The organism is Shinella sp. JR1-6, assembly GCF_004284735.1.
Classification (GTDB): Bacteria; Pseudomonadota; Alphaproteobacteria; order Rhizobiales; family Rhizobiaceae; genus Shinella.
This window is the reverse complement of sequence record NZ_SHMI01000001.1, coordinates 191,509-213,799: the sequence shown is the minus strand read 5'-3', so window position 1 is coordinate 213,799 and position 22,291 is coordinate 191,509. Positions and strand designations below refer to the sequence as shown.

Here is a 22,291-nt window from a genome sequence, read left to right as displayed (position 1 = left end):
CATGAGCAAGCATATCACCCCGCGCGAGGCGGCAGGCCTGATCCCCGACGGCGCCATCGTTTCGGTCTCCTCCTCCTCCGGCCTCGGCTGCCCGGACCTGATGCTGAAGGCGATCGGCGAACGTTTCGACGAAACGGGCCATCCGAAGAGCCTGACGACGCTGCACCCCATCGCCGCCGGCGACATGAGCGGCATCAAGGGTGTCGACCACATCGCGAAAAAGGGCCTGCTGAAGAAGATCATCGGCGGCTCGTATCCGTCCGGACCCTCGTCTTCCGAACCGCCGCTGATCTGGCAGATGATCGGCAAGGATGAGGTGGCCGCCTACAACATCCCCTCCGGTATCCTCTTCGACATGCACCGCGAGGCCGCCGCAAAGCGCCCCGGCGTCATCACCAAGGTCGGCCTTGAAACTTTTGTCGACCCAAGCCGCGAAGGCTGCGCGATGAACGCCTCCGCCGCAAACGAACCGGTGGTGGAGAAGATCACCTTCGCCGGCGAGGAATGGCTCTACTTCAAGGCGATCGCGCCTCACGTGGCGATCATCCGCGCCACCACCACCGACGAGCGCGGCAACCTCACCTATGAACACGAGGGCGCCTACCTCGGCGGGCTCGACCAGGCGCTCGCCGCCCGCAACAATGGCGGCATCGTCATCGCGCAGGTCAAACGCATCACCAAGGACGGCTCCCTGAAGCCGCACGACGTGCGCGTGCCCGGCGTGCTGGTCGACTACATCGTGGTCGACCCGGAACAGAAGCAGACGACGCAGACGCTGTACGATCCCGCCATTTCCGGCGAGATCTTCCGCCCGCTCGACACATTCCGCGTGCCGGAATTCAACATCCAGAAGGTCATTGCCCGCCGGGTCGCCGAGGAGCTGGAAGCCGGCAGCGCCGTCAATCTCGGCTTCGGCATCTCCGCCAACGTACCGCGCATCCTGCTCGAAGAGGGCCTGCACGGTGCCGTCACCTGGGTGATCGAACAGGGCGCGGTCGGCGGCGTGCCGCTGCTCGATTTCGCCTTCGGCTGCGCCTCGAACGCCGACGCCTTCATGCCTTCGCCCTACCAGTTCACCTATTTCCAGGGCGCCGGCTTCGATGCCTCGCTGCTCTCCTTCCTGGAAATCGGCAAGGACGGCTCGGTGAACGTTTCGAAACTCTCCTTCCGCCCGCATGTAACGGCAGGGGCCGGCGGCTTCGTCGACATCACGGCGCGGGCAAAGAAGATCGTCTTCTCCGGCATGTTCAATGCCGGCGCGAAGCTTGCGATCGAAGGCGGCAAGCTGGTGATCGAGAAGGAAGGCAAGTTGAAGAAACTGGTCAATGCCGTCGAGCATGTCACCTTCTCCGGCCCGCGCGGCGTGGCGCAGGGGCAGGACATCACCTATGTCACCGAGCGCTGCGTCATGAAGCTGACGCCGGAGGGTATCGTGCTCACCGAGATCGCACCCGGCGTCGACCTCAGGACACATATCCTCGACCAGTCGGAGTTCGCGCTGATCGTTTCACCCGATCTCAAGGTGATGGACGCAAAGCTCTTCACCGATGCGCCGACCGGCCTCACGCTGCCCGAAAAGGCGCCGCGCAAGCTGGTGGGGGCCACCCATGGCTGAACAGCGCATCCGCATCTCCATCGAAGGCCCCGTCGCGACGATTACCGCCGCACGTCCGGAAAAGCTCAACGCCTTCGACATCGACATGTTGAAGGAGCTTTCGGCGGCCTGCGACACCATCGAGGAAAATGCCGCGGTGCGCGTCGCCATTCTCACCGGCGAGGGCAAGGCCTTTTCCGCCGGCGGCGATATCCGGGCCTGGGCCGGCATGGAGGCGAACACGTTCGGTCATGCGTGGGTACGCTTCGGCCATCGTGTCTTCGAGCGGCTGGCGACTTTGCGCATGCCGCTGATCGCTGCCGTTAACGGCCATGCGCTTGGCGGCGGGCTGGAACTGGCGGCCGCAGCCGATATCCGCATCGCGGAAACCCAGGTGAAGATCGGCCTGCCGGAAGCCGGCCTCGGCATGGTGCCCGGCTGGTCCGGCACGCAGCGGCTGGTAAAGCGCTTTGGCGCACAGGCGGTGCGCCGGATGCTGCTCGGCGGCGAGGTACTGACAGCGGTAGAGGCCCAGATTGCCGGCATCATCGACCAGGTCGTCGAGACAGGCACGGCCGTCGAAGCCGCAAGGGCCTACGCAGCGCGCATCGCAGCGCGCGGGCCGGCGGCAACGGAGGTGTCGAAGCTGATGATCGCGGTGGCGAACGGCGAGGACAATGGTGCGGCGGTGGAGGCCCTCGGCTCGATCCTCGTCGCCAAGACCGGGGACCTGAAGGAAGGTGTCGCCGCCTTCACGGGCAAACGCCCCGCCGATTTCAAGGGAGAATGGTAATGACCGCGCATGTGAAACCCAAGGCGCTCGAAAACTTCAAGGCGCGCGATTTCCGCATGCTGATCGACGGCATCTGGACGGAGGGCGCCGGCGATCCGATCGAACGCATCGCGCCGGGCCATGGCATCGTGGTCAGCCGCTACCCGGCCGGCAGCAAGGCTGATGCCGAACGCGCCATCGCCGCCGCACGCAAGGCCTTCGACGACGGGCCATGGCCGTCCATGACCGGCGCCGAACGCTCGAACATCCTCCTCAAGGCCGCCGACCTCATTGCCGCCCGGGCGGAGGAACTGGCCTTCCTCGACTGCATCGAAAGCGGCAAGCCGATCAGCCAGGCGAAGGGTGAACTCGGTGGCGCCGTCGATATCTGGCGCTATGCCGCAGCGCTCGCCCGCGACCTGCACGGCGAAAGCTACAACACCCTTGGCGACGGCACGCTTGGCGTCGTTCTGCGCGAGGCGATCGGCGTCGTGTCGATCATCACGCCGTGGAACTTCCCCTTCCTGATCGTAAGCCAGAAATTACCATTCGCGCTTGCCGCAGGCTGCACGACGGTGGTCAAGCCGTCCGAACTCACCTCGGGATCGACGCTTGTCCTCGGAGAGATCCTGATCGAGGCCGGCGTGCCCGCAGGTGTTGTCAACATCGTCACCGGCACCGGGCCGGAGGTCGGCGCACCGATGACGACACATCCCGACGTCGACATGGTCTCCTTTACCGGTTCCACCGGTGTCGGACGTCTGACCATGGCCAATGCCGCCCAGACCTTGAAGAAGGTATCACTCGAACTCGGCGGAAAGAACCCGCAGATCGTCTTCCCGGATGCCGATCTCGACGCCTTCATCGACGCCGCCGTCTTCGGCGCCTACTTCAACGCCGGCGAATGCTGCAATGCCGGCTCGCGGCTGATCCTGCACAAATCGATCGCGGCCGATGTCACGGCCCGCATCGCGGAACTGGCGAAGAAAGTGAAAGTCGGCGATCCACTCGACCCCGCAACGCAGGTCGGCGCGATCATCACGCCGCAGCATCTCGAAAAAATCGGCGCCTATGTCGATGGCGCGGCGAAGGCCGGTGCTTCGGTCGCGCTCGGCGGCGCGGCGCTGGATCTCGGCCTCGGTCAGTTCATGGCCCCGACCATTCTCTCGGGCGTTCAGCCTGATATGGCCGTCGCCCGCGAAGAAGTGTTCGGTCCGGTGCTTTCGGTTCTGACCTTCGAGACGACGGAAGAGGCGATCCGCATCGCCAACGCCATTGACTACGGCCTGTCCGCCGGCGTCTGGAGCCGCGATTTCGACACGTGCCTCACCATCGGCCGCAAGGTTCGCGCCGGCACGGTCTGGATGAACACCTTCATGGACGGCGCGTCCGAACTGCCCTTCGGCGGCTACCGCCAGTCCGGCCTCGGCCGTGAACTTGGTCGCCATGCGGTGGAGGATTATACGGAGACCAAGACACTCAACATGCATATCGGCGCACGCACCAGCTGGTGGATGCCGCGATGAGCAACGCTCTCCCGACAACCACGGCAGGGACCGGCGCTGCCGCCCGCTCAGGGCGTCGGGAAGCTGAATTGCGGGCTCTGCAGGATGGTGAGGTCCTCGATCGGCTCACCGCCGATCCGCTTCAGCAGCAGTCGGCCCATTGCCTCTCCCGCCGAGGTCAGGTCTTCGTAGAGCGTCTCGACCTTCGGCTGGATCTGGCTGAGCAGCCGCGAGGTCTGCTTGGCAACAATATCGTATTCGCCGCCAAGCGAGAGGCCGCGGTCGCTCATTCCGGTGATCGTGGCAAGCGCCGAGACTTCGCCAGGACAGGCGAAACCATCCGGTGGATCGGGCTCTGTGCTGCGGCGGCGCACATAGTCGCGGATCATGTCGGCGGGACTGTCGAGATCGAGCGCGTCGGGGATCTCGTAGGCAACGCCGGCCTCTCGCACAGCGGTCATGAAACCGTGCAGCATATGCTGGTAGAAGGTGAGGCGCCGGGGTGGCAGGACGATCGTCACCTTGCGCCGGCCCTTGGCGATCAGCCGCCTGGTGGCAGCATAGGCGAAGGCGAAATTGTCGTAGTCGACGAAGGCGTGCGGCGTGGAGAACTCCGTACGGCCATGCGTGACGAAGGGAAAGCCGTTTTCCAAAAGCAGCCGTACACGCGGATCGAAGGGTTCCGTGCGCGAGAAGATCAGCCCGTCGGCCATACCGTTGCGGATGATGTAGTTGACCGCTTCGACATTGCTGCCGTCGAGGAAATTCGGCGTGACGATGAGGTGGTAGGGCGTTCCCTGGAGGGCGCGCGCCAGACCGTGCATGATGGACGTGCCAAAGCCCAGGATCTCCTCGTGTGGATCGAGCAGAACGGACACGACATTGGTACGGCCGGTCTTGAGACGCTGAGCGGCGCGGTCCGGCAGATAGCCGATTTCGGCGGCAACCTCATGCACGCGACGGCGCGTCGTCTCGGAAATCTGCGGCGCGTTGCCAAGGGCACGGGAGACCGTGGTGACCGCAAGGCCCGTCATTTCCGCAATCGTCTTCAGCGTCGGCTTGCCGGTTCGAAGCGCGGAGCGGGCGGGATCACTGTCGGCGGGCTTTTCGATGCGGGACACGGGTGCGGTTCTTCAGATAGCAGCAGGCGATATGCGGCACCATATCCACGCACCTCGCCTTCGGCAATCTTGCGCTGCACAGAATTTAAAACGATTTCAGTGCGCCGCACAACGTCCTTCGAACTGCCGAAACCACCTGAGTTGCCGCAATTTACTGCATTTGTAGAAGCATATCCGGGGATGCACGCCACACGCTTGACTCTGCAAATTTACAACGTTTTAAATTGGAGCGGCGCTTTGAGCCGCAGATGAACTATCGGCGGGAGGAGGCTCTCGCCCTTCGAACTTGCAAACGGGAGGAATACGATGCGCAAGTTTCTGACAACCACCGCGATCGCCGCGGTGATGATGACGATGGGCGGCATGTCCGCCAAGGCCGCCGAAGGCGTGGAAGTCCTGCACTGGTGGACCTCGGGCGGTGAAGCCGCCGCGCTCGACGTCTTGAAGAAGGATCTCGAATCCAAGGGTATTTCCTGGACCGACATGCCGGTCGCCGGCGGCGGCGGCACGGAAGCCATGACGGTCCTGCGCGCCCGCGTCACGGCCGGCAACGCGCCGACCGCGGTGCAGATGCTCGGCTTCGACATTCTCGATTGGGCCAAGGAAGGCGCGCTCGGTAACCTGGACGAGATCGCCGCCAAGGAAGGCTGGGACAAGGTGATCCCGACCGCCCTGCAGCAGTTCTCCAAGTATGACGGCCACTGGATCGCTGCTCCCGTCAACGTGCACTCCACCAACTGGGTGTGGGTTAACAAGGCGGCGCTCGACAAGGCCGGCGGCAAGGAGCCGACGAACTGGGATGAACTCGTCGCCCTGCTCGACAAGTTCAAGGAACAGGGCATCACGCCGGTCGCCCATGGCGGCCAGCCGTGGCAGGACGCGACGATCTTCGACGCCGTCGTGCTCTCCTTCGGCAACGACTTCTACAAGAAGGCCTTCATCGATCTCGATCCGGAAACGCTGGGCGGCGCCCAGATGAAGGAAGCCTTCGACCGCATGACGAAGCTGCGCTCCTATGTGGACGACAACTTCTCGGGCCGTGACTGGAACCTCGCGTCCGCCATGGTCATCGAAGGCAAGGCCGGCGTGCAGTTCATGGGCGACTGGGCGAAGGGCGAATTCATCAAGGCCGGCAAGAAGCCGGGCACGGACTTCGTCTGCATGCGCTTCCCGGGTACCCAGGGTTCGGTCACCTTCAACTCCGACCAGTTCGCGATGTTCAAGGTCGCCGACGACAAGGTTCCGGCCCAGTTGACCATGGCCTCGGCCATCGAAAGCCCGGTCTTCCAGTCGGCCTTCAACGTGGTCAAGGGCTCTGCCCCGGCCCGCACGGACGTTTCCGACGAAGCCTTCGACGATTGCGGCAAGAAGGCGATCAAGGACCTTGCGGAAGCCAACACCAACGGCTCGCTGTTCGGCTCCATGGCGCACGGCCACGCCAACCCGGCCTCGGTCAAGAACGCCATCTACGACGTCGTGACCCGCCAGTTCAACGGTGAACTGTCATCGGAAGAAGCCGTCACGGAACTGAAGGCCGCCGTCGAGGCTGCGAAGTAAGGCAAGGGCGCTGCCCCTCACCCTAACCCTCTCCCCGCAAGCGGGGAGAGGGGACAGAGAGGGCACGGCAGAATCCCTTCTCCCCGCTCGCGGGGAGAAGGTGCCGGCAGGCGGATGAGGGGCAAGACCCCACCGCACCAACACGATTTTCAACGGTGGTACCGACCATGGATAGCCGAAGCCGGCTGCAGGAGCTTTTGCCGAAGCTCGTGCTGGCCCCCAGTTTCCTCATCGTGCTCGTCTTCGTCTACGGCTTCATCGCCTATACGGGCTTTTTGTCCCTGACGGACAGCAAGATGCTGCCCTCCTACAATTTCGTAGGGCTCAGCAACTATTCCAAACTCTGGGCGCTGCCGCACTGGTGGCGGGCGATCTCCAATCTGGCGATCTTCGCTTCACTCTACATCGTCATCTGCTCGGTGCTGGGCCTCGGCCTCGCCATCCTGCTCGACCAGAAGATCCGCGCCGAAGGCATTTTGCGGCCGATCTATCTTTACCCGATGGCGCTTTCCTTCATCGTCACGGGCACCGCCTGGAAGTGGTTCCTCGATCCCGGCATCGGGCTTGAGAACACCATGCACCTCTGGGGCTGGGAAAGCTTCGTCTTCAGCTGGATCAAGGACCGCAACTACGCGATCTACTGCGTGGTGATCGCCGCCGTCTGGCAATCCTCCGGCTTCGTCATGGCGATGTTCCTCGCCGGCCTTCGCGGCGTCGACAACGAGATCATCAAGGCCGCGCAGATCGACGGCGCCTCGACCTCGACCATCTACCGCCGCATCATCATTCCGCTGATGCGCCCGGTGTTCCTCTCCGCCTTCGTCGTGCTCGCCCACCTCGCCATCAAGGCATACGATCTTGTGGTGGCCTTGACGGGCGGCGGCCCCGGCCAGGCGACCGAACTGCCGGCGACCTTCATGTATTCCTACACCTTCACCCGCAACCAGATGGGCATCGGCGCATCCTCGGCGATCATCATGCTGGTCATGATCTTCTCGATCATCATCCCCTACCTCTATTCCGAAATCCGCGGAGGCAAAGGCCGATGAGCGCGCAAAACCCCGACAACGTCATCTCGCACAACAAGCTGACGCGCGCCCTCATCTATTCCGCGCTCATCCTCTTTGCGGTCTACTACCTGCTGCCGCTCTACGTAATGCTGGTCAATTCGCTGAAGCCGCTGGAGGAAATCCGCCAGGGCGGCATGCTGAACCTGCCGCAGGCCTGGACCATCGAGCCCTGGCTGCAGGCCTGGTCGACCGCGCAGATCGGCGTGCAGCCGACCGGCCTTCGCCCCTTCTTCATCAACTCGATCCTGATGGTCGTGCCGGCCGTCGCCATCTCCACCATCATCGGCGCGCTGAACGGCTATGTCTTGACCAAGTGGCAGTTCAAGGGCTCGAACGTCTTCTTCGGCCTGCTGCTGCTCTCCTGCTTCATCCCGTTCCAGATCGTGCTGATCCCGATGGCGCGCATTCTGGGCGCGCTCGGGCTTGCCGGCTCGCTCTGGGGTCTCATCCTCGTCCATGTCGTCTACGGCATCGGCTTCACGACACTCTATTTCCGCAACTATTACGAAAACTTCCCGACCGAGCTGGTGCGCGCGGCGCAGATCGACGGCGCAAGCTTCTTCCAGATCTTTTACCGCATCCTGCTGCCGTCCTCCGGCCCGATCATCGTCGTCTCCGTCATCTGGCAGTTCACCAATATCTGGAACGACTTCCTGTTCGGCGCATCCTTCTCGGGTGCTTCCACGACGCCGATGACCGTGGCGCTCAACAACCTCGTCCAATCCTCGACCGGTGTGAAGGAATACAACGTGCACTTTGCCGGCGCGATCCTCGCCGCGCTCCCCACCCTCATCGTCTACATCGTCTCCGGACGGTACTTCGTGCGCGGCCTGATGTCCGGCGCCGTGAAAGGATAACGCCATGTCTTTCTTGAAAATCAGCAGCCTGCGCAAATCCTACGGTTCGCTCGAAATCCTGAAGGATATCAATATCGAGATCGAACAGGGCGGCTTCCTCGTGCTCGTCGGCCCCTCCGGCTGCGGCAAGTCCACGCTGCTCAACACGATCGCCGGGCTCGAACCGATCACCTCTGGTGATATCGCCATCGACGGCCGCTCGGTTTCAGGCCTGCACCCGTCCAAGCGCGACATCGCCATGGTGTTCCAGTCCTACGCGCTTTATCCGAACATGACGGTCGCCGGCAACATCGCCTTCGGCATGGAAATCCGCGGCGTGCCGAAGGAGGAGCGCGACAAGGCGATCAAGCAGGTCGCCGACATGCTGCAGATCGGCCATCTCCTGGAGCGCAAGCCCGGCCAGCTCTCCGGCGGCCAGCGCCAGCGCGTCGCCATGGGCCGCGCGCTGGTGCGCGACCCGAAACTCTTCCTGTTCGACGAGCCGCTGTCGAACCTCGACGCCAAGCTGCGCGTCGACATGCGCACGGAAATCAAGCGCCTGCACCAGCGCATGAAGACCACCATCGTCTACGTGACGCACGACCAGATCGAGGCGATGACGCTCGCCACCAAGATCGCCGTGCTGAAGGACGGCGTGCTCCAACAGTTCGGCTCGCCTGCGGAAATCTACAACAACCCGGCCAACACCTTCGTTGCCGATTTCATGGGATCGCCCGCCATGAACCTGCTCAAGGCCAAGGTCGAGACCAACGGTTCGGGCATGGCCGTCTCGCTCGCCCGCCATCAGGCGGAGCCGCTGGTGCTCTCCGTCCCCAACGCCCCCGGCAGCCTTTCGGCCTATAACGGCAAGGACGTGATCTTCGGCATCCGCCCGGAGGCGCTGACCGACCCGGATGGCGCGGACCGCAACGCCCGCACCGTCGCGGAAGGCGATTGCCTGATCGAAGTGGTCGAGCCCGCCGGTGCCGACACCTTCGCCGTCACCCATCTCGGCGGCAAGGAGATCGTCGCGCGCCTGCGCGCGGATGTGCGCATCGCCGCCGGCCAGACGGCGCGCCTCGCCTTCAACCTCGACAAGGCCGTGTTCTTCGACCCCGCCAGCCAGCTTCGCATCGCCTGAGATTTTTCAATGACCACGCAGCCGGACATCGTCATCATCGGATCGGGCATCGGCGGCTCCACCATGGCCGCCGCACTTGCCCCGACGGGTGCTAGGATCGTCATCCTCGAAGCGGGCGATCACCTGCCCGACCGCCCGGAAAACCGCGACCAGCGCGCCATCTTCCAGCGCGGCCATTTCCGCCCGAAGGAGATGTGGTACGAGGCTGACGGCACCGCGTTCAACCCCGGCAACTACTACAATGTCGGCGGCAATTCGAAATTCTACGGTGCGGTGCTGGTGCGCTACCGCCGTGAGGATTTCGAGGAGATGCGCCACCGCGACGGCGTCTCCCCCGCCTGGCCCTTCCCCTATGAGACGCTGGAGCCGTGGTATTCGGCTGCGGAAAAACTCTACAATGTCCGCGGCACACTCGGCGACGACCCGACCGAGCCGCACCATTCCGCACCCTACCCCTTCCCGCCGGTGCCGGACGAGCCCGCCATCGCAAAAGTGCGCGCCAAGATGAAGGCGAACGGCCTGCATCCCTATTCGCTGCCGCTCGGCGTCGATATCGACCGCTGGCTCGCCAAGGCGAAGACGCCCTGGGATGCCCACCCCAATAGCAACGACGGCAAGATGGACGCCGAAAGCGCGGCGCTCGCCGAGGCGCTGAAACACCCGAACGTCGAACTGCGCACCAATTGCCGGGTGACGCGGCTCGCCACCGCCCTGCACGGCCGCACCATATCCACGGTGCACTATCAGCGCGGCGATGAGGCGGAGAGCGTTTCGCCAAGACTGGTCATCCTCTCGGCTGGCGCGGTGCAATCCGCGGTGCTTTTGCTGCGCTCGGCCTCCGAAGCCTTCCCGAAGGGGCTCGCCAACACATCCGACCAGGTCGGCCGCAACTTCATGAACCACAATTCGAGCGCCGTGATCGGCCTCTCGCCGTTCTACAGGAACACCTCCGTCTACCAGAAGAGCTTTGGTTTCAACGACTACTATCTCTCGGACGGCAACGGCGGCCCGCCGCTCGGCAATGTACAGCTCCTCGGCCGCGTCTCGGGAAAGATCCTGAAGGCCAACATGCCCTCCGTGCCGGAATGGCTGCTGGAACAGGTGGCGGCCCGCGCCATCGATTTCTACGCCATGAGCGAGGACCTGCCGCATCCCGAAAGCCGCATCACGGTCGACCGCGACCGGATCGTCATGAAATGGACACGCACCAACTGGCAGGCCCATCTCGATCTCGTGACCAAGCTGAAAACCGCCCTGAAAAAGGCCGGCTTCCCGATCGTGCTCGCCCGCGCCTTCGACAAGCGCACGCCCTCGCACCAATGCGGCACCGTGCGCATCGGCAACGATCCGGCGACCGCGCCGCTCGACATCTGGTGCCGCGCCCATGACCATCCGAACCTCTTCGTGGTCGACGCCTCCTATCTTCCGACATCCGCCGCGGTGAACCCGGCCCTGTCCGTCGCCGCCCAGGCGCTGCGCGTCGCCGATCACATCCAATCGAGGGATCTTGCCGCATGACGACCTCAGCACGTCCCGTCGCCATCGTCACCGGCGGCCGCCGCGGCATCGGCCTCGGCATCGCCAGGGCGCTCGCGGCCGACGGTTTCGACATCGCCATAACAGGCATCGGGGATAGCGATGCCGCGACCGACGCCATGCTCGCCGATTTTTCCGCCCTCGGCGCAAAGGCCGTTTATCTCAAGGCAGACCTTGCCGATCTCTCAGGCCACGCGGCCACAGTCTCGGCCATAGAAGATCAACTCGGCGCCATCGGCTGCCTTGTCAACAATGCCGGCATCGCCTCGGTCGTGCGCGGCGATTTCCTCAACCTCGCCCCCGAACATTTCGACACGATCGTCGCCACCAACCTGCGCGGCACCGTGTTCTTCACCCAGGCCGTGCTGAAGGCGATGCTGTACTCCAAACAGGCCGCCGGCCCGCGCGCGATCATCAACATCACCTCCGTCTCCGCCGACCTCACCTCGCCCGAACGGCTCGACTATTGCATGACCAAGGCGGGTCTTGCCGCCTTCAGCCAGGGGCTGGCGCTGCGGCTGGCGGAAACCGGCATTTCCGTCTTCGAGATCCGCCCCGGCATCATCCGCTCCGACATGACGGTCGGCGTTTCGGCGAAATACGACACCCTTATCGCGGGCGGCCTCGTGCCTATGAAGCGCTGGGGCGAGCCCGAAGACATCGGCGCCGTCGCCACAGCGCTGGCGACCGGAAAATTCGCCTTCGCCACCGGCTCGGTGATCAATCTCGACGGCGGGCTCTCGATCGGCCGGCTGTGAACGTCACCGCGCGGGGTTGCCTCTCACCCCGCCCTTTCCCCCAAGCGGGGCGAGGGAGACGAGAGGGCACGGCATATCCCTTCTCCCCGCTTGGCTAGGGAGAAGGTGCCGGCAGGCGGATGAGGGGCAACTCCACCCGTAGCGGCACCGAACCATTCTGAGGACCAAGGCATGACCTACGATTACATCATCACCGGCGCGGGACCGGCCGGCTGCGTGCTGGCGAACCGGCTTTCGGAAGACCCGGGCGTGCGCGTGCTGCTGCTGGAAGCCGGCGGCGGCGACTGGAACCCGCTGTTCCACATGCCCGCCGGTTTCGCCAAGATGACCAAGGGCGTCGCAAGCTGGGGCTGGGAGACCGTGCCGCAAAAACACATGAAGGGCCGGGTGCTGCGATACACGCAGGCGAAGGTCATCGGCGGCGGCTCCTCGATCAACGCCCAGCTCTATACCCGCGGCAATGCGGCCGATTACGACCTCTGGGCAAACGAAGACGGCTGCGAGGGCTGGAGCTACCGGGAAATCCTGCCCTATTTCAAGCGCGCCGAGGACAACCAGCGTTTTGCCGACGACTACCATTCCTATGGCGGCCCGCTCGGCGTCTCCATGCCGGTCTCGGCGCTGCCGATCTGCGACGCCTATATCCGCGCCGGCCAGGAACTCGGCATTCCCTACAACCACGATTTCAACGGCCGCCAGCAGGCCGGCGTCGGCTTCTACCAGTTGACACAAAGGAACCGTCGCCGCTCCTCCGCCTCGCTCTCCTATCTCTCGCCGATCAAGGATCGGAAAAACCTCACCATCCGCACCGGCGCCCGCGTCGCCCGCATCGTGCTGGAAGGGTCCCACGCGGTCGGCGTCGAGGTGGTGACGGCAAGCGGTGTCGAGACGATCCGGGCGGAGCGCGAGGTGCTGGTCTCCTCCGGCGCCATCGGCTCACCGAAACTGCTCCAGCAATCCGGCATCGGCCCAGCGGATCACCTGAAATCCGTCGGTGTCGAGGTCAAGCACGACCTGCCGGGCGTCGGTTCGAACCTGCAGGACCATCTCGACCTCTTCGTCATCTCCGAATGCACCGGAGACCACACCTATGACGGCGTCGCGAAGCTGCACCGCACGCTCTGGGCCGGCCTGCAATATGTGCTCTTCCGCTCCGGCCCCGTCGCCTCCTCGCTCTTCGAGACGGGCGGTTTCTGGTATGCCGATCCCGATGCGCGCTCGCCGGACATCCAGTTCCACCTCGGCCTCGGCTCCGGCATCGAGGCAGGCGTCGAGAGGCTGAAGAATGCCGGCGTGACGCTGAATTCAGCCTATCTGCATCCCCGCTCCAAGGGCACGGTGCGTCTTGCCGCCGCCGACCCCTCGGCCGCGCCGCTGATCGACCCGAACTACTGGGACGATCCGCATGACCGGAAAATGTCGATCGAGGGGCTGAAGATCGCCCGCGAGATCATGCAGCAGGCCGCGCTGAAACCCTATGTGATGGCCGAGCGCCTGCCGGGGCCGAAGGTCGTGACCGACGAGGACCTCTTCAACTACGGCTGCGCCCATGCCAAGACGGACCACCACCCCGTCGGCACCTGCAAGATGGGCACGGGCGCGGATGCCGTCGTCGGGCTCGATTTGAAGGTGCATGGTCTTGAAGGTCTGCGCGTCTGCGACAGTTCCGTCATGCCGCGCGTTCCCTCCTGCAACACCAATGCGCCGACGATCATGGTGGGGGAGAAGGGCGCCGACATCATCCGCGGCCTGCCGGCGCTGCCGGCCCAGGTTTTTCAATATGAACGCAACGACGCGCGCCCGCGCGCCCGCAGCAACATCCGATAGGGGGCAGCCATGATCCGCCACTGCGTTTTCATCCACTTCAAGCCGACGATATCAGCCGCCTACAAGGCCGAACTCTTCAACGAGATCGACGCCCTGAAGGACCGCCTGCCGGGCATGCTCGCCGTGCATATCGGCACGAATGTCAGCCCGGAAGAGGGCATGGACAAGGGCTTTGCCGATGGTTTCATCGTCGACTTCGCCGACAGTTTTTCCCGCGATGCCTATCTGGAAGACACGGAGCACAAGGAGACCGGCGCCCGCCTCGTCGCGGCGGCGGAAGGCGGCATCAAGGGTATCCTCGTCTACGATCTCGAAACCGGCGATCGCTAGGGCGTTTCTGCCCGCCTGTGCCACGTTCTGCGATGGATGTGAGAAATCCGTCAGCTGAATCGCGGGGAGCCAGCTTAACAGATGGCGCCGCACCGCACGATCCTGTCGGCGCGTCCTCCTACCTTTGCCGGCCTTGCGTCAGGCGCGCCCCGCCCGGCGCGACAGCACACGTTCGATGGCCGAAAAGGCATCGTAGATCAGCACCGCCAGCACGGCGACGACGAGACCACCCTGCAGCACGAAGGCAAGGTTGTTGGATTGCAGCCCAGCGATAATGACCTCGCCGAGCGTCTTCGCCGCGACCGTGGAGCCGATGGTCGCGGTGGCGAGGCTGATGACGACGGAAAGGCGGATGCCAGCGAGGATGACCGGCAGTGCCAGCGGTAGCTCAACCCGGGTGAGACGTTGCCAGGCGGTCATACCCGTACCGCGCGCCGCCTCCATGATGGCGGGTGGCAGGGTCGAAAGGCCGGTCATGGCATTTTCGAAGATCGGCAACAGGCCGTAAAGAAAGAGCGCGATCAGCGTCGGTTTTTCCCCAAAGCCAACGGCAGGCACGGCGAGCGCCAGCACGGCGACGGGCGGGAAGGTCTGGCCGATATTCACGAGGCTGCGCGACAGGGGCAGGAATTCCGCGCCGATCGGCCTTGTGACGAGGATGGCAAGCCCAACGGCAACGACGGTCGCGGCAAGCGTCGCGATGAAGACCGTGGCGAGGTGCGACAGCGTCAGCGACAGCAGGCTGCCCTGATTGTAGATGGCCGGCGCATTGGTCTGCACCAGCGGCTTCAGCAACGGATCGAAAAGCAGCGGATGCACGAGAAAGGCGATGAGAACGACAAGCGCCGCCAGCCGCAGGAGATTGGGAAGATACCCCTTCATTGCGGCCTCGCCGCACGGCGGGCAAGGCCGGCAAGTGTGACGCGGCCAAGCCGGACACCATCAGCGCCAACGACCGGCAGGGCCGGTCGACCGGACCAGAGCAGGGCAGACAGCGCGTCGCGCTGGCTGGCTGCAGCGGAAATCGGCTCGCCCTCCGCCTCGCCGGCCTCGGCCGCGTCTGCGACAGCCCCGATCGACAGGAGCCGGAATGGCCGCTCGTCGGCGCCGATCAACGTCTCGACAAATTCCGTCGCCGGGTTCACCAGCATCTCCTCCGGCGCCGCATATTGCGCGATCCTGCCCTTGTCCATGACGGCAATGCGGTCGGCGAGATGGAAGGCTTCCTCCATATCGTGGGTGACAAGCACGATGGTCGTGCCGAAATGCTTCTGGATCGCCAAGAGATCATCCTGCGCCTTGGCCCGGATAACGGGGTCGAGCGCGCCAAACGGCTCGTCCATCAGGAGGATGTTCGGCTCGGCGGCGAGCGCCCGGGCGACGCCGACGCGCTGCTGCTGGCCGCCGGACAGTTCATGCGGATAACGCGGGCCGAAGGCGGCGGGATCGAGCTGGAACAGCGACAGCAGTTCCTTCACCTTCGCCGCGATGCGCGGTTTCTCCCAGCCGAGCAGGGTCGGCACCGTGGCGATGTTCTCCGCAACGGTGCGGTGCGGGAAGAGGCCGTGCCCCTGGATGGCGTAGCCGATGCGGCGGCGCAACTCGTGGCCGGGAATGGAGCGGTTGTCGGCGCCGTCGATCAGGATCGTGCCGGAGGTCGGCTCGACGAGACGGTTGATCATGCGCATCAGCGTCGTCTTGCCGGAACCGGATGTGCCGACGATGACGGTGATCGTATGCGGCGCTATCGTCATGGAAACATTGTCGACGACCGCGGTTTCGCCATAGCGCTTGGTGATGCTGTCGATCTCGATCATGCGGTCCTGCCGAATTGTCTGCTGGAAAGTTCCGTTGCGGCGTCGAGGACGATCGCCGCGGCGAAGGCGAGGGCCACGGTCGGCACCGCGCCGAGCAGCACGAGATCCATCGCCGTCTGGCCGATCCCCTGGAAGACGAAGACGCCGAAGCCGCCCCCGCCGATGAGCGCCGCGATGGTCGCAAGACCGATATTCTGCACCAGAACGATGCGGATGCCGGTCAGGATGACCGGGAAGGCGAGCGGCAGCTCGATGCGGAAGAGGCGCTGGCCGTCCGTCATACCGATGCCGCGGGCGGCATCGTTCGCGTCACGCGGCACGCCGGCAAGCCCGACCACCGTGTTGGCAACGACCGGCAGCAGTGAATAAAGGAAGAGCGCGATGAAGGCCGGCGCGGCCCCGATGCCGCGAATGCCGAGCGCCGCTGCCCCCGGCACATGAAGGGCGACCCAACCCAGCGGCGCGATCAGAAGACCGAAAAGCGCGATCGAGGGAATCGTCTGGATGATGTTGAGCACGTTGAGAACGCCGGCGCGCAACGCCTCCACCCGGTGGCAGAGAATGCCGAGCGGCAGACCGACGAGCGTTGCCGCGACGAGCGAGCCGAGCGCCAGGACAACATGGCGGCCCGCCTCCAGCCAGAAGCTGTCGGCCCGGCTGCCATATTCCTTGAGGATCGACAGCCCGTCCCATACGCCTGAAATCAGAAGTCCCGCGGCAGCCGCGGCGACGGCAGCAAGCAGCGCCACCCGGGCGAGCGGCGACAGCCGGAGCCGGGCCAGCGCATCGGCCGTCAAAAGCGCAAAGGCAAAGCTCAGCAGCCAGAAGCCGGAGGCCGGCGAGACGCGGGCATAGGTGTTTTCCGGCGGCGTGAGATGACCGGCGGAAAGGCCGACGAGGATGGCGAGCACCAGCAGGGCGGCAAGTCCCAGCAGCAGCCGGAAGACCGTCGGCGTCTTCAGCGCGACGACAACGATCGCACTGGCGACAAAACCGAGCAGCGTCACACCGAGTGCCTCGGGAAGCGCCTCCAGAATGCCCTTTGCCTCGCCGGGCACGATGCGGTTGGCCCGGAAACTGGCGAAGGGCGCCAGAAAGGCGCCATAGGCCAGCAATGCGGCGATCACCACGCCGAGCTTGTCGATCCGGAACGTCATGAACACCTTTCGAGGGAGGTCCTCCGCTTTGAGAGCGGAGGACAAACGCGCCTTACTTGATGAAGCCGTTCTTCTTCAGGAAGTCCTCGGCAACGGCCTTGGCCGGCTCACCGCCAACCTGGACGCGGCCATTGAGATCCTGCAGCGTGACGAGATCGAGCTTTTCGAAGACGGGCTTCAGGATTTCCTCGATCTGCGGATTGGCCTTCAGCACCGCCTCGCGGATGATCGGCGCCGGCTGGTAGACCGGCTGCACGCCCTTGTCGTCCGCAAGAACCACAAGGCCCGACGGCGCGATGCCGCCGTCCGTGCCATAGACCATGGCGGCATTTGCACCGTTCGTCTGGTTGGCGGCGGCCGCGATCGTCGCGGCCGTATCGCCGCCGGAAAGCGTGATGAGCTGTTCCGGCTTCAGGGTGAAGCTGTAGGTCGTCTGGAAAGCCGGCAGCGCCGCGGCCGAGTTCACGAATTCAGAGGAAGCCGCAAGCACGACCTCACCGCCACCAGCGACATATTTGCCGAAATCGCTCAGCGTCACCAGTTTGTTCGGCTCGGCGACATCCTTGCGCAGGGCGATCGCCCAGGTGTTGTTGGCCGGGGACGGCGTCAGCCAGACGATCTTGTTGGCATCGAAATCAAGCGTCTTGGCCAGCTCATAGGCCTTGGCCGCATCCTTCCAGGCCGGATCCTCGGCCTTTTCGAAGAAGAAGGCGGCGTTACCGGTATATTCCGGATAGATGTCGATCTCGCCCGCGATGATCGCCTGGCGCACGACCGGCGTCGCGCCGAGCTGCACACGGTCCGTCGTCTCAATGCCGTTGGCATTCAGCACCGAGAGGATGATGTTGCCAAGCACGCCGCCTTCGGTGTCGATCTTCGAGGAGACGACGACCTGGGCCTGAGCAGCGCCGGTTGCAAGCCCGAGGGCCAGAGCTGCTCCGAGGAATTTGACGACTGGACGCATGAGATAACCCTTTCGTTCTGTGCGGGAAGCCATGGCGGCATTTTCACCACGTTTGGGAAAGCCAGTCCCGGCAAAGCATTTCATATATGGCAGACAATCGCGAAAAATAGACTGCGCAACACCGGCGGGACATGCCGTTTGTTGCCGCGCTCAAAGCGCTTTCAAGATTGCGCGAAGCGACAGCCTTTTGCAACAGAAACGCATTGCAATTCCCGGTCGCATCCGACACTCTTCCCTTGGCCCGCCTCATTTTCCGATACTGCATTTCACCCTTGCCGGGAAACCATCCCGGGCCGATGTCCGGCGCAGATCTGTGAGGGACAATGAGCATTTACATTCTTGCATTGCTGATCGGTATCGTGGCGGGGCTGCGTGCAATGACGGCGCCGGCCGCCGTCAGCATCGGGGCCGCGCTCGGCTGGCTTCCCGTCTCCGGCACCTGGGCCGGCTTTCTGGCCTATCGTTTCACGCCCTACATTTTCGGCGCCCTCGCCGTCGTCGAATTTGTCACCGACCAGTTGCCGGGCACACCGAGCCGCAAGGTGCCGCAGCAGTTCGGCGCGCGCATCGTCAGTGGCGGCTTCTGCGGCGCAGCCCTTGGCACCGTTGGCGGATCGATGATCGGCGGGCTCGTCGCCGGCGTCCTCGGCGCGATCATCGGCACGCTCGGCGGCTATGAAGCCCGCAAGCGTCTCGTCGCAGCAACCGGCGGCAAGGACCTTCCCATCGCGCTGCTGGAAGACGCCGTCGCCGTGCTGCTCAGCCTCTTTGTCGTCTCATCGGTCGCCTGATGCGCACGTTCGACGCCATCATCATCGGCGCCGGGCAAGCCGGTCCGTCGCTCGCCGGCCGGCTGACAGCCGCTGGCAAGAAGGTCGCGCTCATCGAGCGCAAGCTGGTGGGCGGCACCTGCGTCAACACCGGCTGCATGCCGACCAAGGCCATGGTCGCCAGCGCCTATGCCGCCCACCTCGCCCGCCGCGGCGCTGATTACGGCGTGGTGACGGGCAAGGTCTCCATCGACTTCGCCCGGGTGATGGCCCGCAAGGACAAGGTGCGCTTCGACGCCCGCAAGGGCAACGAGGACTGGCTGGCGGGCATGCAGGGCCTCACCTTCGTCCGCGGCCACGCGCGTTTCGAAAGCCCGACGGAGATTCGCGTCGGCGAGGAGTTACTGTCCGCCGGACAGATCTTCCTCAATGTCGGCGGACGGGCTGTCGTACCCGACTTCCCCGGTATCCGGGACGTGCCCTATCTCGACAATGTCTCGATGATGGAGCTCGGCGAGGTGCCGAAACACCTCATCGTCGTCGGCGGCAGCTATATCGGGCTGGAATTCGCCCAGATGTTCCGCCGCTTCGGCTCGGACGTGACGGTCATCGAGAAGGGGCCGCGGCTGATCGCCCGGGAGGACGAGGATATCAGCGCCGCCGTGCGCGACATCCTCGAACGCGAGGGCATCGCCATCCGCACGGGGGCGGAGTGCATCCGCTTCTTCAAAACCGGCGACAGCGTCGGGGCCGGCGTCGATTGTACGGCAGGCACCCCTGAGATCCTGGGCTCCCATATCCTCCTCGCCACCGGCAGGCGGCCGAACACGGACGACCTCGGCCTCGACAAGGCGGGCGTGGCGGCGGACAAACGCGGCTACATCACCGTCGACGAGCGATTGGAAACCAGTGCGCACGGCATCTTCGCGATGGGCGACTGCAACGGCCGCGGCGCCTTCACCCACACCGCCTACAACGACTTCGAGATCGTCGCGGCAAACCTCCTCGACAACGAACCGCGCAAGGTGAGCGACCGCATCCAGACCTATGCGCTCTACATCGACCCGCCGCTCGGCCGCGCCGGCATGAGTGAGACGGAAGCACGCAAGACCGGCCGTAAGCTGCTGATCGGCACGCGGCCGATGACCCGCGTCGGCCGCGCCAAGGAAAAGGGCGAGACCCTCGGCTTCATGAAGGTGATCGCCGATGCCGAAACGAAGGAAATCCTCGGTGCCTCCATCCTTGGCACCGGCGGCGACGAGGCGGTGCAGAGCATTCTCGACGTGATGTATGCCAGCAAGCCCTATACAGCCATCACCCATGCCGTGCACATCCACCCGACCGTCTCGGAGCTGATCCCGACGGTTTTCGGGGACATGCGACCGGTGGAGTGAAAGAGGCGGAGAGCGCCCCTCATCCCGCTGCCTCCCAGACAACGCCGCTGTCGCGGGAAACCGGCGCGGCATTCACCTTCTCCCCGCAAGCGGGGAGAAGGTGCCGGCAGGCGGATGAGGGGCATCGCCCGCCGGCATCGGTCCTTACTTCTTGCGCAACGTCAGTGCCGGATTATGGGCGAAGAAGTTGTGCGGCATGATGTGCACGGTCTTCCACTCCGTCGACATGACCGGCCAGTCTTCCATGCGCGGAATGTGATGGAAGCCGGCGGAGAACCAGGTGACGATGTCCTTGCCCATCAGGTTCTGGTCCTTCTTGACCCATTCGGCGAGCGTGTCCGAGCCATCGCTCTGCATGGCGAACTTGCCGCCGGCATAGCGCTGTTCCGGGTCGTAGACCGTGTTCCAGACCGAGTATTCGATATAGGCGTTGCGCTTCATCGGCGGGTCGTTGGCATAGTCGTAGGGACCATAGGCGACACTGCCGTGATGGATCATCCAGCCGGGCTCATGGCCGAGATACCCTTCGCGCGACGGGTTGGAGATGTGGAAGTAGCGCGGCTGCATGGCCGAGAGCTTGTAGCGCGCCTCCATTTCGGTCTTCGGCATATTGTGCTCGACCGTCCACATCGACTTGCGCGGGCTCGACGCATCCAGCTTGGCCGGCACGATGTCCATGGTCGAGAAATGGTTCACCGGCTGGTCGACGTCGAAATCGATGCGGAAGTTGAAGTAGTGGTCATGGTTGGCGGCAACGAGATTCGGCGCGATCAGCGTACCATAGGCGGTGTCCGCCTTCGCCGTCGGGTCCTTCATGGAGGTCGCGGCAACGCCCTTCACCGCATCGAGACCCGTCGCGCCGACATAGATGTTGACCTGGCCGTTCTGCTGCAGGCGATAATCGATGAGATAGTCGTAGTTACCGACCTCGGAGGCCGTGCGCACGACAAGTTCCGTCGCCGGACGGCCTTCCGCCGGCACCGGGTTTTCCGGCGTCTGCGCGAAAACCTCGAAATGGCGCCAGGCCGGATCGCCGATGTTGCGCTCGAAGACGCAGATCGCATCCGGAATGACGAGCGGCGCGCCCTTGTCGTCGGCGATCGTCGCCGGCAGGAAAGTAGCGTGCGACGGGCAGTCGATACCGGCGCGCAGCGGGCTGAGGAAGAGGCCGAAACCATATTCCCCGCTGTCCATGTAGGTGCGCCAGTACCAGCCCTCCGTCGGATCCATGTAGGGCACGAAAACCTCGGAAAGGTGCGCCTGGTAGATGACCGAGCGCCAGGTGCCGTCGTCGTTGACATCGAGATTGGAGAGAACGAGGCCCGGGCGCTTGTCGACGCGGAAGTTGAAGCGCCAGATATCCCATTCGAGGTGACTGCCATCGATCTTGTAGTTCGGACCGCCTTCCTGCACGAGCGTGACGGGCTTCATTTCCGGGCGGAGCGGCAGGCGCTTGGCGACCTCCTCCTCCGTGTAGCCCCAGCTGTCCTTCGGCGCCTGTTCCACGACACCGGTGTCGATGACGCGCTGCACCTCTTTCTTGCCGATGTCGTAGATGGCGAAGAGCCCTTCGATCGGCTTCGCATAGAAGTTCGAGCCTTCCGGCACCTGGTAGCACGGCACCTTCATCAGGCGGGAGTTCTTGTATTCCTCGGTGAAGAAGTTGCCGCCCGTCAGCGGCAGGCAGAAGGCCTGCTCCGGCTTGAGGCCCCGCTTGACAAGGCCTGCGATCATGTCCGGATGGCCGAGCGCGCCTTCCAGCGCGTTCATGAACTCGGTGAACAGCACCATCGGCTGGCCTGCTGTCTTGCCGTTGCTCTCGACCGTGCCCTTCGAGATGTTGACGACCGCCTCATTGAACCCGTCGGCGCTGGTGAAATAGACCGTCGCCTTGCGGTCGAGCGCCACGCCTTCCTTCCAGGCCAGCACCTCGGCCTTGGCCGGCTCCTTCAGTTCGATCAGCGGATAGAGCGTATTGTCATCCGCCACCTTCTGCTCGCGCAGGATCTGGTTGATCTTCTGGTATTCCTCGGCCGTCAGCCCGTCGAGCGGATGGGCGGCTGCCGCCCCGGCGGCAAGGCCGAACGCAAGGGCCGTCGTGGCGAGATGTTTCGTCAGTTTCATGATCGTTCCCTCTTTTCG

General features: G+C 64.3%; 19 protein-coding genes. 13 read left to right on the top strand and 6 right to left on the bottom strand.

Annotated elements, in window-relative coordinates:
* Position 1 precedes the first annotated feature (1 nt).
* Genes EXZ48_RS00990 through EXZ48_RS00980 form a run of 3 tightly spaced genes read left to right on the top strand, consistent with a single transcriptional unit; the run spans position 2 to position 3,892 of the window.
* Positions 2-1,615 (top strand): acyl CoA:acetate/3-ketoacid CoA transferase, encoded by a 1,614-nt coding sequence (locus EXZ48_RS00990; protein WP_130514043.1) that lies wholly within the window; start codon positions 2-4, stop codon positions 1,613-1,615.
* Positions 1,608-2,387, top strand: a complete 780-nt coding sequence (locus EXZ48_RS00985; protein WP_130514042.1) for an enoyl-CoA hydratase/isomerase family protein — start codon at positions 1,608-1,610, stop codon at positions 2,385-2,387. The genes EXZ48_RS00990 and EXZ48_RS00985 overlap by 8 nt, the downstream gene beginning before the upstream one ends.
* Positions 2,387-3,892, top strand: a complete 1,506-nt coding sequence (locus EXZ48_RS00980) for an aldehyde dehydrogenase family protein (protein WP_130514041.1) — start codon at positions 2,387-2,389, stop codon at positions 3,890-3,892. The genes EXZ48_RS00985 and EXZ48_RS00980 overlap by 1 nt, the downstream gene beginning before the upstream one ends.
* 47 nt (positions 3,893-3,939) lie before the next feature.
* Here EXZ48_RS00980 and EXZ48_RS00975 read toward each other — a convergent pair whose 3' ends face one another.
* On the bottom strand, positions 3,940-4,992 hold the full coding sequence (locus EXZ48_RS00975; protein WP_023516645.1) for a LacI family transcriptional regulator: 1,053 nt from the start codon (positions 4,990-4,992) through the stop codon (positions 3,940-3,942).
* Between the two features lie 306 nt (positions 4,993-5,298).
* On the opposite strand from EXZ48_RS00975, the gene EXZ48_RS00970 reads away from it, so the two are divergent.
* The 8 genes from EXZ48_RS00970 (at position 5,299) to EXZ48_RS00935 (ending at position 14,047) form a co-directional block, all read left to right on the top strand.
* Positions 5,299-6,549 (top strand): ABC transporter substrate-binding protein, encoded by a 1,251-nt coding sequence (locus tag EXZ48_RS00970; RefSeq protein ID WP_130514040.1) that lies wholly within the window; start codon positions 5,299-5,301, stop codon positions 6,547-6,549.
* Between the two features lie 167 nt (positions 6,550-6,716).
* The gene (locus EXZ48_RS00965; protein ID WP_130514039.1) at positions 6,717-7,598 is read left to right on the top strand and encodes a carbohydrate ABC transporter permease; all 882 of its coding nucleotides are present in this window, start codon (positions 6,717-6,719) and stop codon (positions 7,596-7,598) included.
* On the top strand, positions 7,595-8,476 hold the full coding sequence (locus EXZ48_RS00960; RefSeq protein WP_130514038.1) for a carbohydrate ABC transporter permease: 882 nt from the start codon (positions 7,595-7,597) through the stop codon (positions 8,474-8,476). The genes EXZ48_RS00965 and EXZ48_RS00960 overlap by 4 nt, the downstream gene beginning before the upstream one ends.
* A 4-nt stretch (positions 8,477-8,480) precedes the next feature.
* On the top strand, positions 8,481-9,596 hold the full coding sequence (locus EXZ48_RS00955; protein WP_130514037.1) for an ABC transporter ATP-binding protein: 1,116 nt from the start codon (positions 8,481-8,483) through the stop codon (positions 9,594-9,596).
* Positions 9,597-9,605: 9 nt separating this feature from the next.
* Positions 9,606-11,114, top strand: a complete 1,509-nt coding sequence (locus EXZ48_RS00950; RefSeq protein WP_130514036.1) for a GMC oxidoreductase — start codon at positions 9,606-9,608, stop codon at positions 11,112-11,114.
* A complete protein-coding gene (locus EXZ48_RS00945) occupies positions 11,111-11,890 on the top strand; it encodes a 3-ketoacyl-ACP reductase (protein WP_130514035.1) in 780 nt (259 codons plus the stop codon). Before EXZ48_RS00950 ends, EXZ48_RS00945 begins: the two co-directional genes overlap by 4 nt.
* A 171-nt stretch (positions 11,891-12,061) precedes the next feature.
* Positions 12,062-13,717: a GMC family oxidoreductase gene (locus EXZ48_RS00940; RefSeq protein WP_130514034.1), complete on the top strand. Its 1,656-nt coding sequence runs from the start codon at positions 12,062-12,064 to the stop codon at positions 13,715-13,717.
* Positions 13,718-13,726: 9 nt separating this feature from the next.
* Positions 13,727-14,047, top strand: coding sequence for a Dabb family protein (locus tag EXZ48_RS00935; protein ID WP_023514100.1), 321 nt, complete (start codon positions 13,727-13,729; stop codon positions 14,045-14,047).
* A 138-nt stretch (positions 14,048-14,185) separates the two neighbouring features.
* Here the strand turns inward: EXZ48_RS00935 and EXZ48_RS00930 are convergent, their stop codons facing one another.
* The 4 genes from EXZ48_RS00930 to EXZ48_RS00915 are packed head-to-tail and all read right to left on the bottom strand — an operon-like array spanning position 14,186 to position 17,985.
* A complete protein-coding gene (locus EXZ48_RS00930) occupies positions 14,186-14,929 on the bottom strand; it encodes an ABC transporter permease (protein WP_023514101.1) in 744 nt (247 codons plus the stop codon).
* Positions 14,926-15,864: an ABC transporter ATP-binding protein gene (locus EXZ48_RS00925; protein WP_023514102.1), complete on the bottom strand. Its 939-nt coding sequence runs from the start codon at positions 15,862-15,864 to the stop codon at positions 14,926-14,928. The genes EXZ48_RS00930 and EXZ48_RS00925 overlap by 4 nt, the downstream gene beginning before the upstream one ends.
* The gene (locus EXZ48_RS00920) at positions 15,861-17,021 is read right to left on the bottom strand and encodes an ABC transporter permease (protein ID WP_130514033.1); all 1,161 of its coding nucleotides are present in this window, start codon (positions 17,019-17,021) and stop codon (positions 15,861-15,863) included. Before EXZ48_RS00920 ends, EXZ48_RS00925 begins: the two co-directional genes overlap by 4 nt.
* A gap of 52 nt (positions 17,022-17,073) precedes the next feature.
* On the bottom strand, positions 17,074-17,985 hold the full coding sequence (locus EXZ48_RS00915) for an ABC transporter substrate-binding protein (protein ID WP_024271331.1): 912 nt from the start codon (positions 17,983-17,985) through the stop codon (positions 17,074-17,076).
* A 323-nt stretch (positions 17,986-18,308) separates the two neighbouring features.
* Here EXZ48_RS00915 and EXZ48_RS00910 point away from each other — a divergent pair, with 323 nt between their 5' ends.
* Together EXZ48_RS00910 and EXZ48_RS00905 are read left to right on the top strand one after the other, a co-directional pair.
* Entirely contained in the window at positions 18,309-18,776 is a 468-nt protein-coding gene (locus EXZ48_RS00910; protein ID WP_130514032.1) for a DUF4126 domain-containing protein, read from the top strand.
* Positions 18,773-20,149 carry an FAD-containing oxidoreductase gene (locus EXZ48_RS00905; RefSeq protein WP_130514031.1) on the top strand — a complete coding sequence of 459 codons (1,377 nt, stop codon included), beginning with the start codon at positions 18,773-18,775 and terminating at the stop codon, positions 20,147-20,149. Before EXZ48_RS00910 ends, EXZ48_RS00905 begins: the two co-directional genes overlap by 4 nt.
* Before the next feature lie 144 nt (positions 20,150-20,293).
* On the opposite strand, the gene EXZ48_RS00900 is transcribed toward EXZ48_RS00905, so the two are convergent.
* Positions 20,294-22,273 (bottom strand): tyramine oxidase, encoded by a 1,980-nt coding sequence (locus EXZ48_RS00900; RefSeq protein ID WP_207900346.1) that lies wholly within the window; start codon positions 22,271-22,273, stop codon positions 20,294-20,296.
* Between the last annotated feature and the right edge of the window lie 18 nt (positions 22,274-22,291).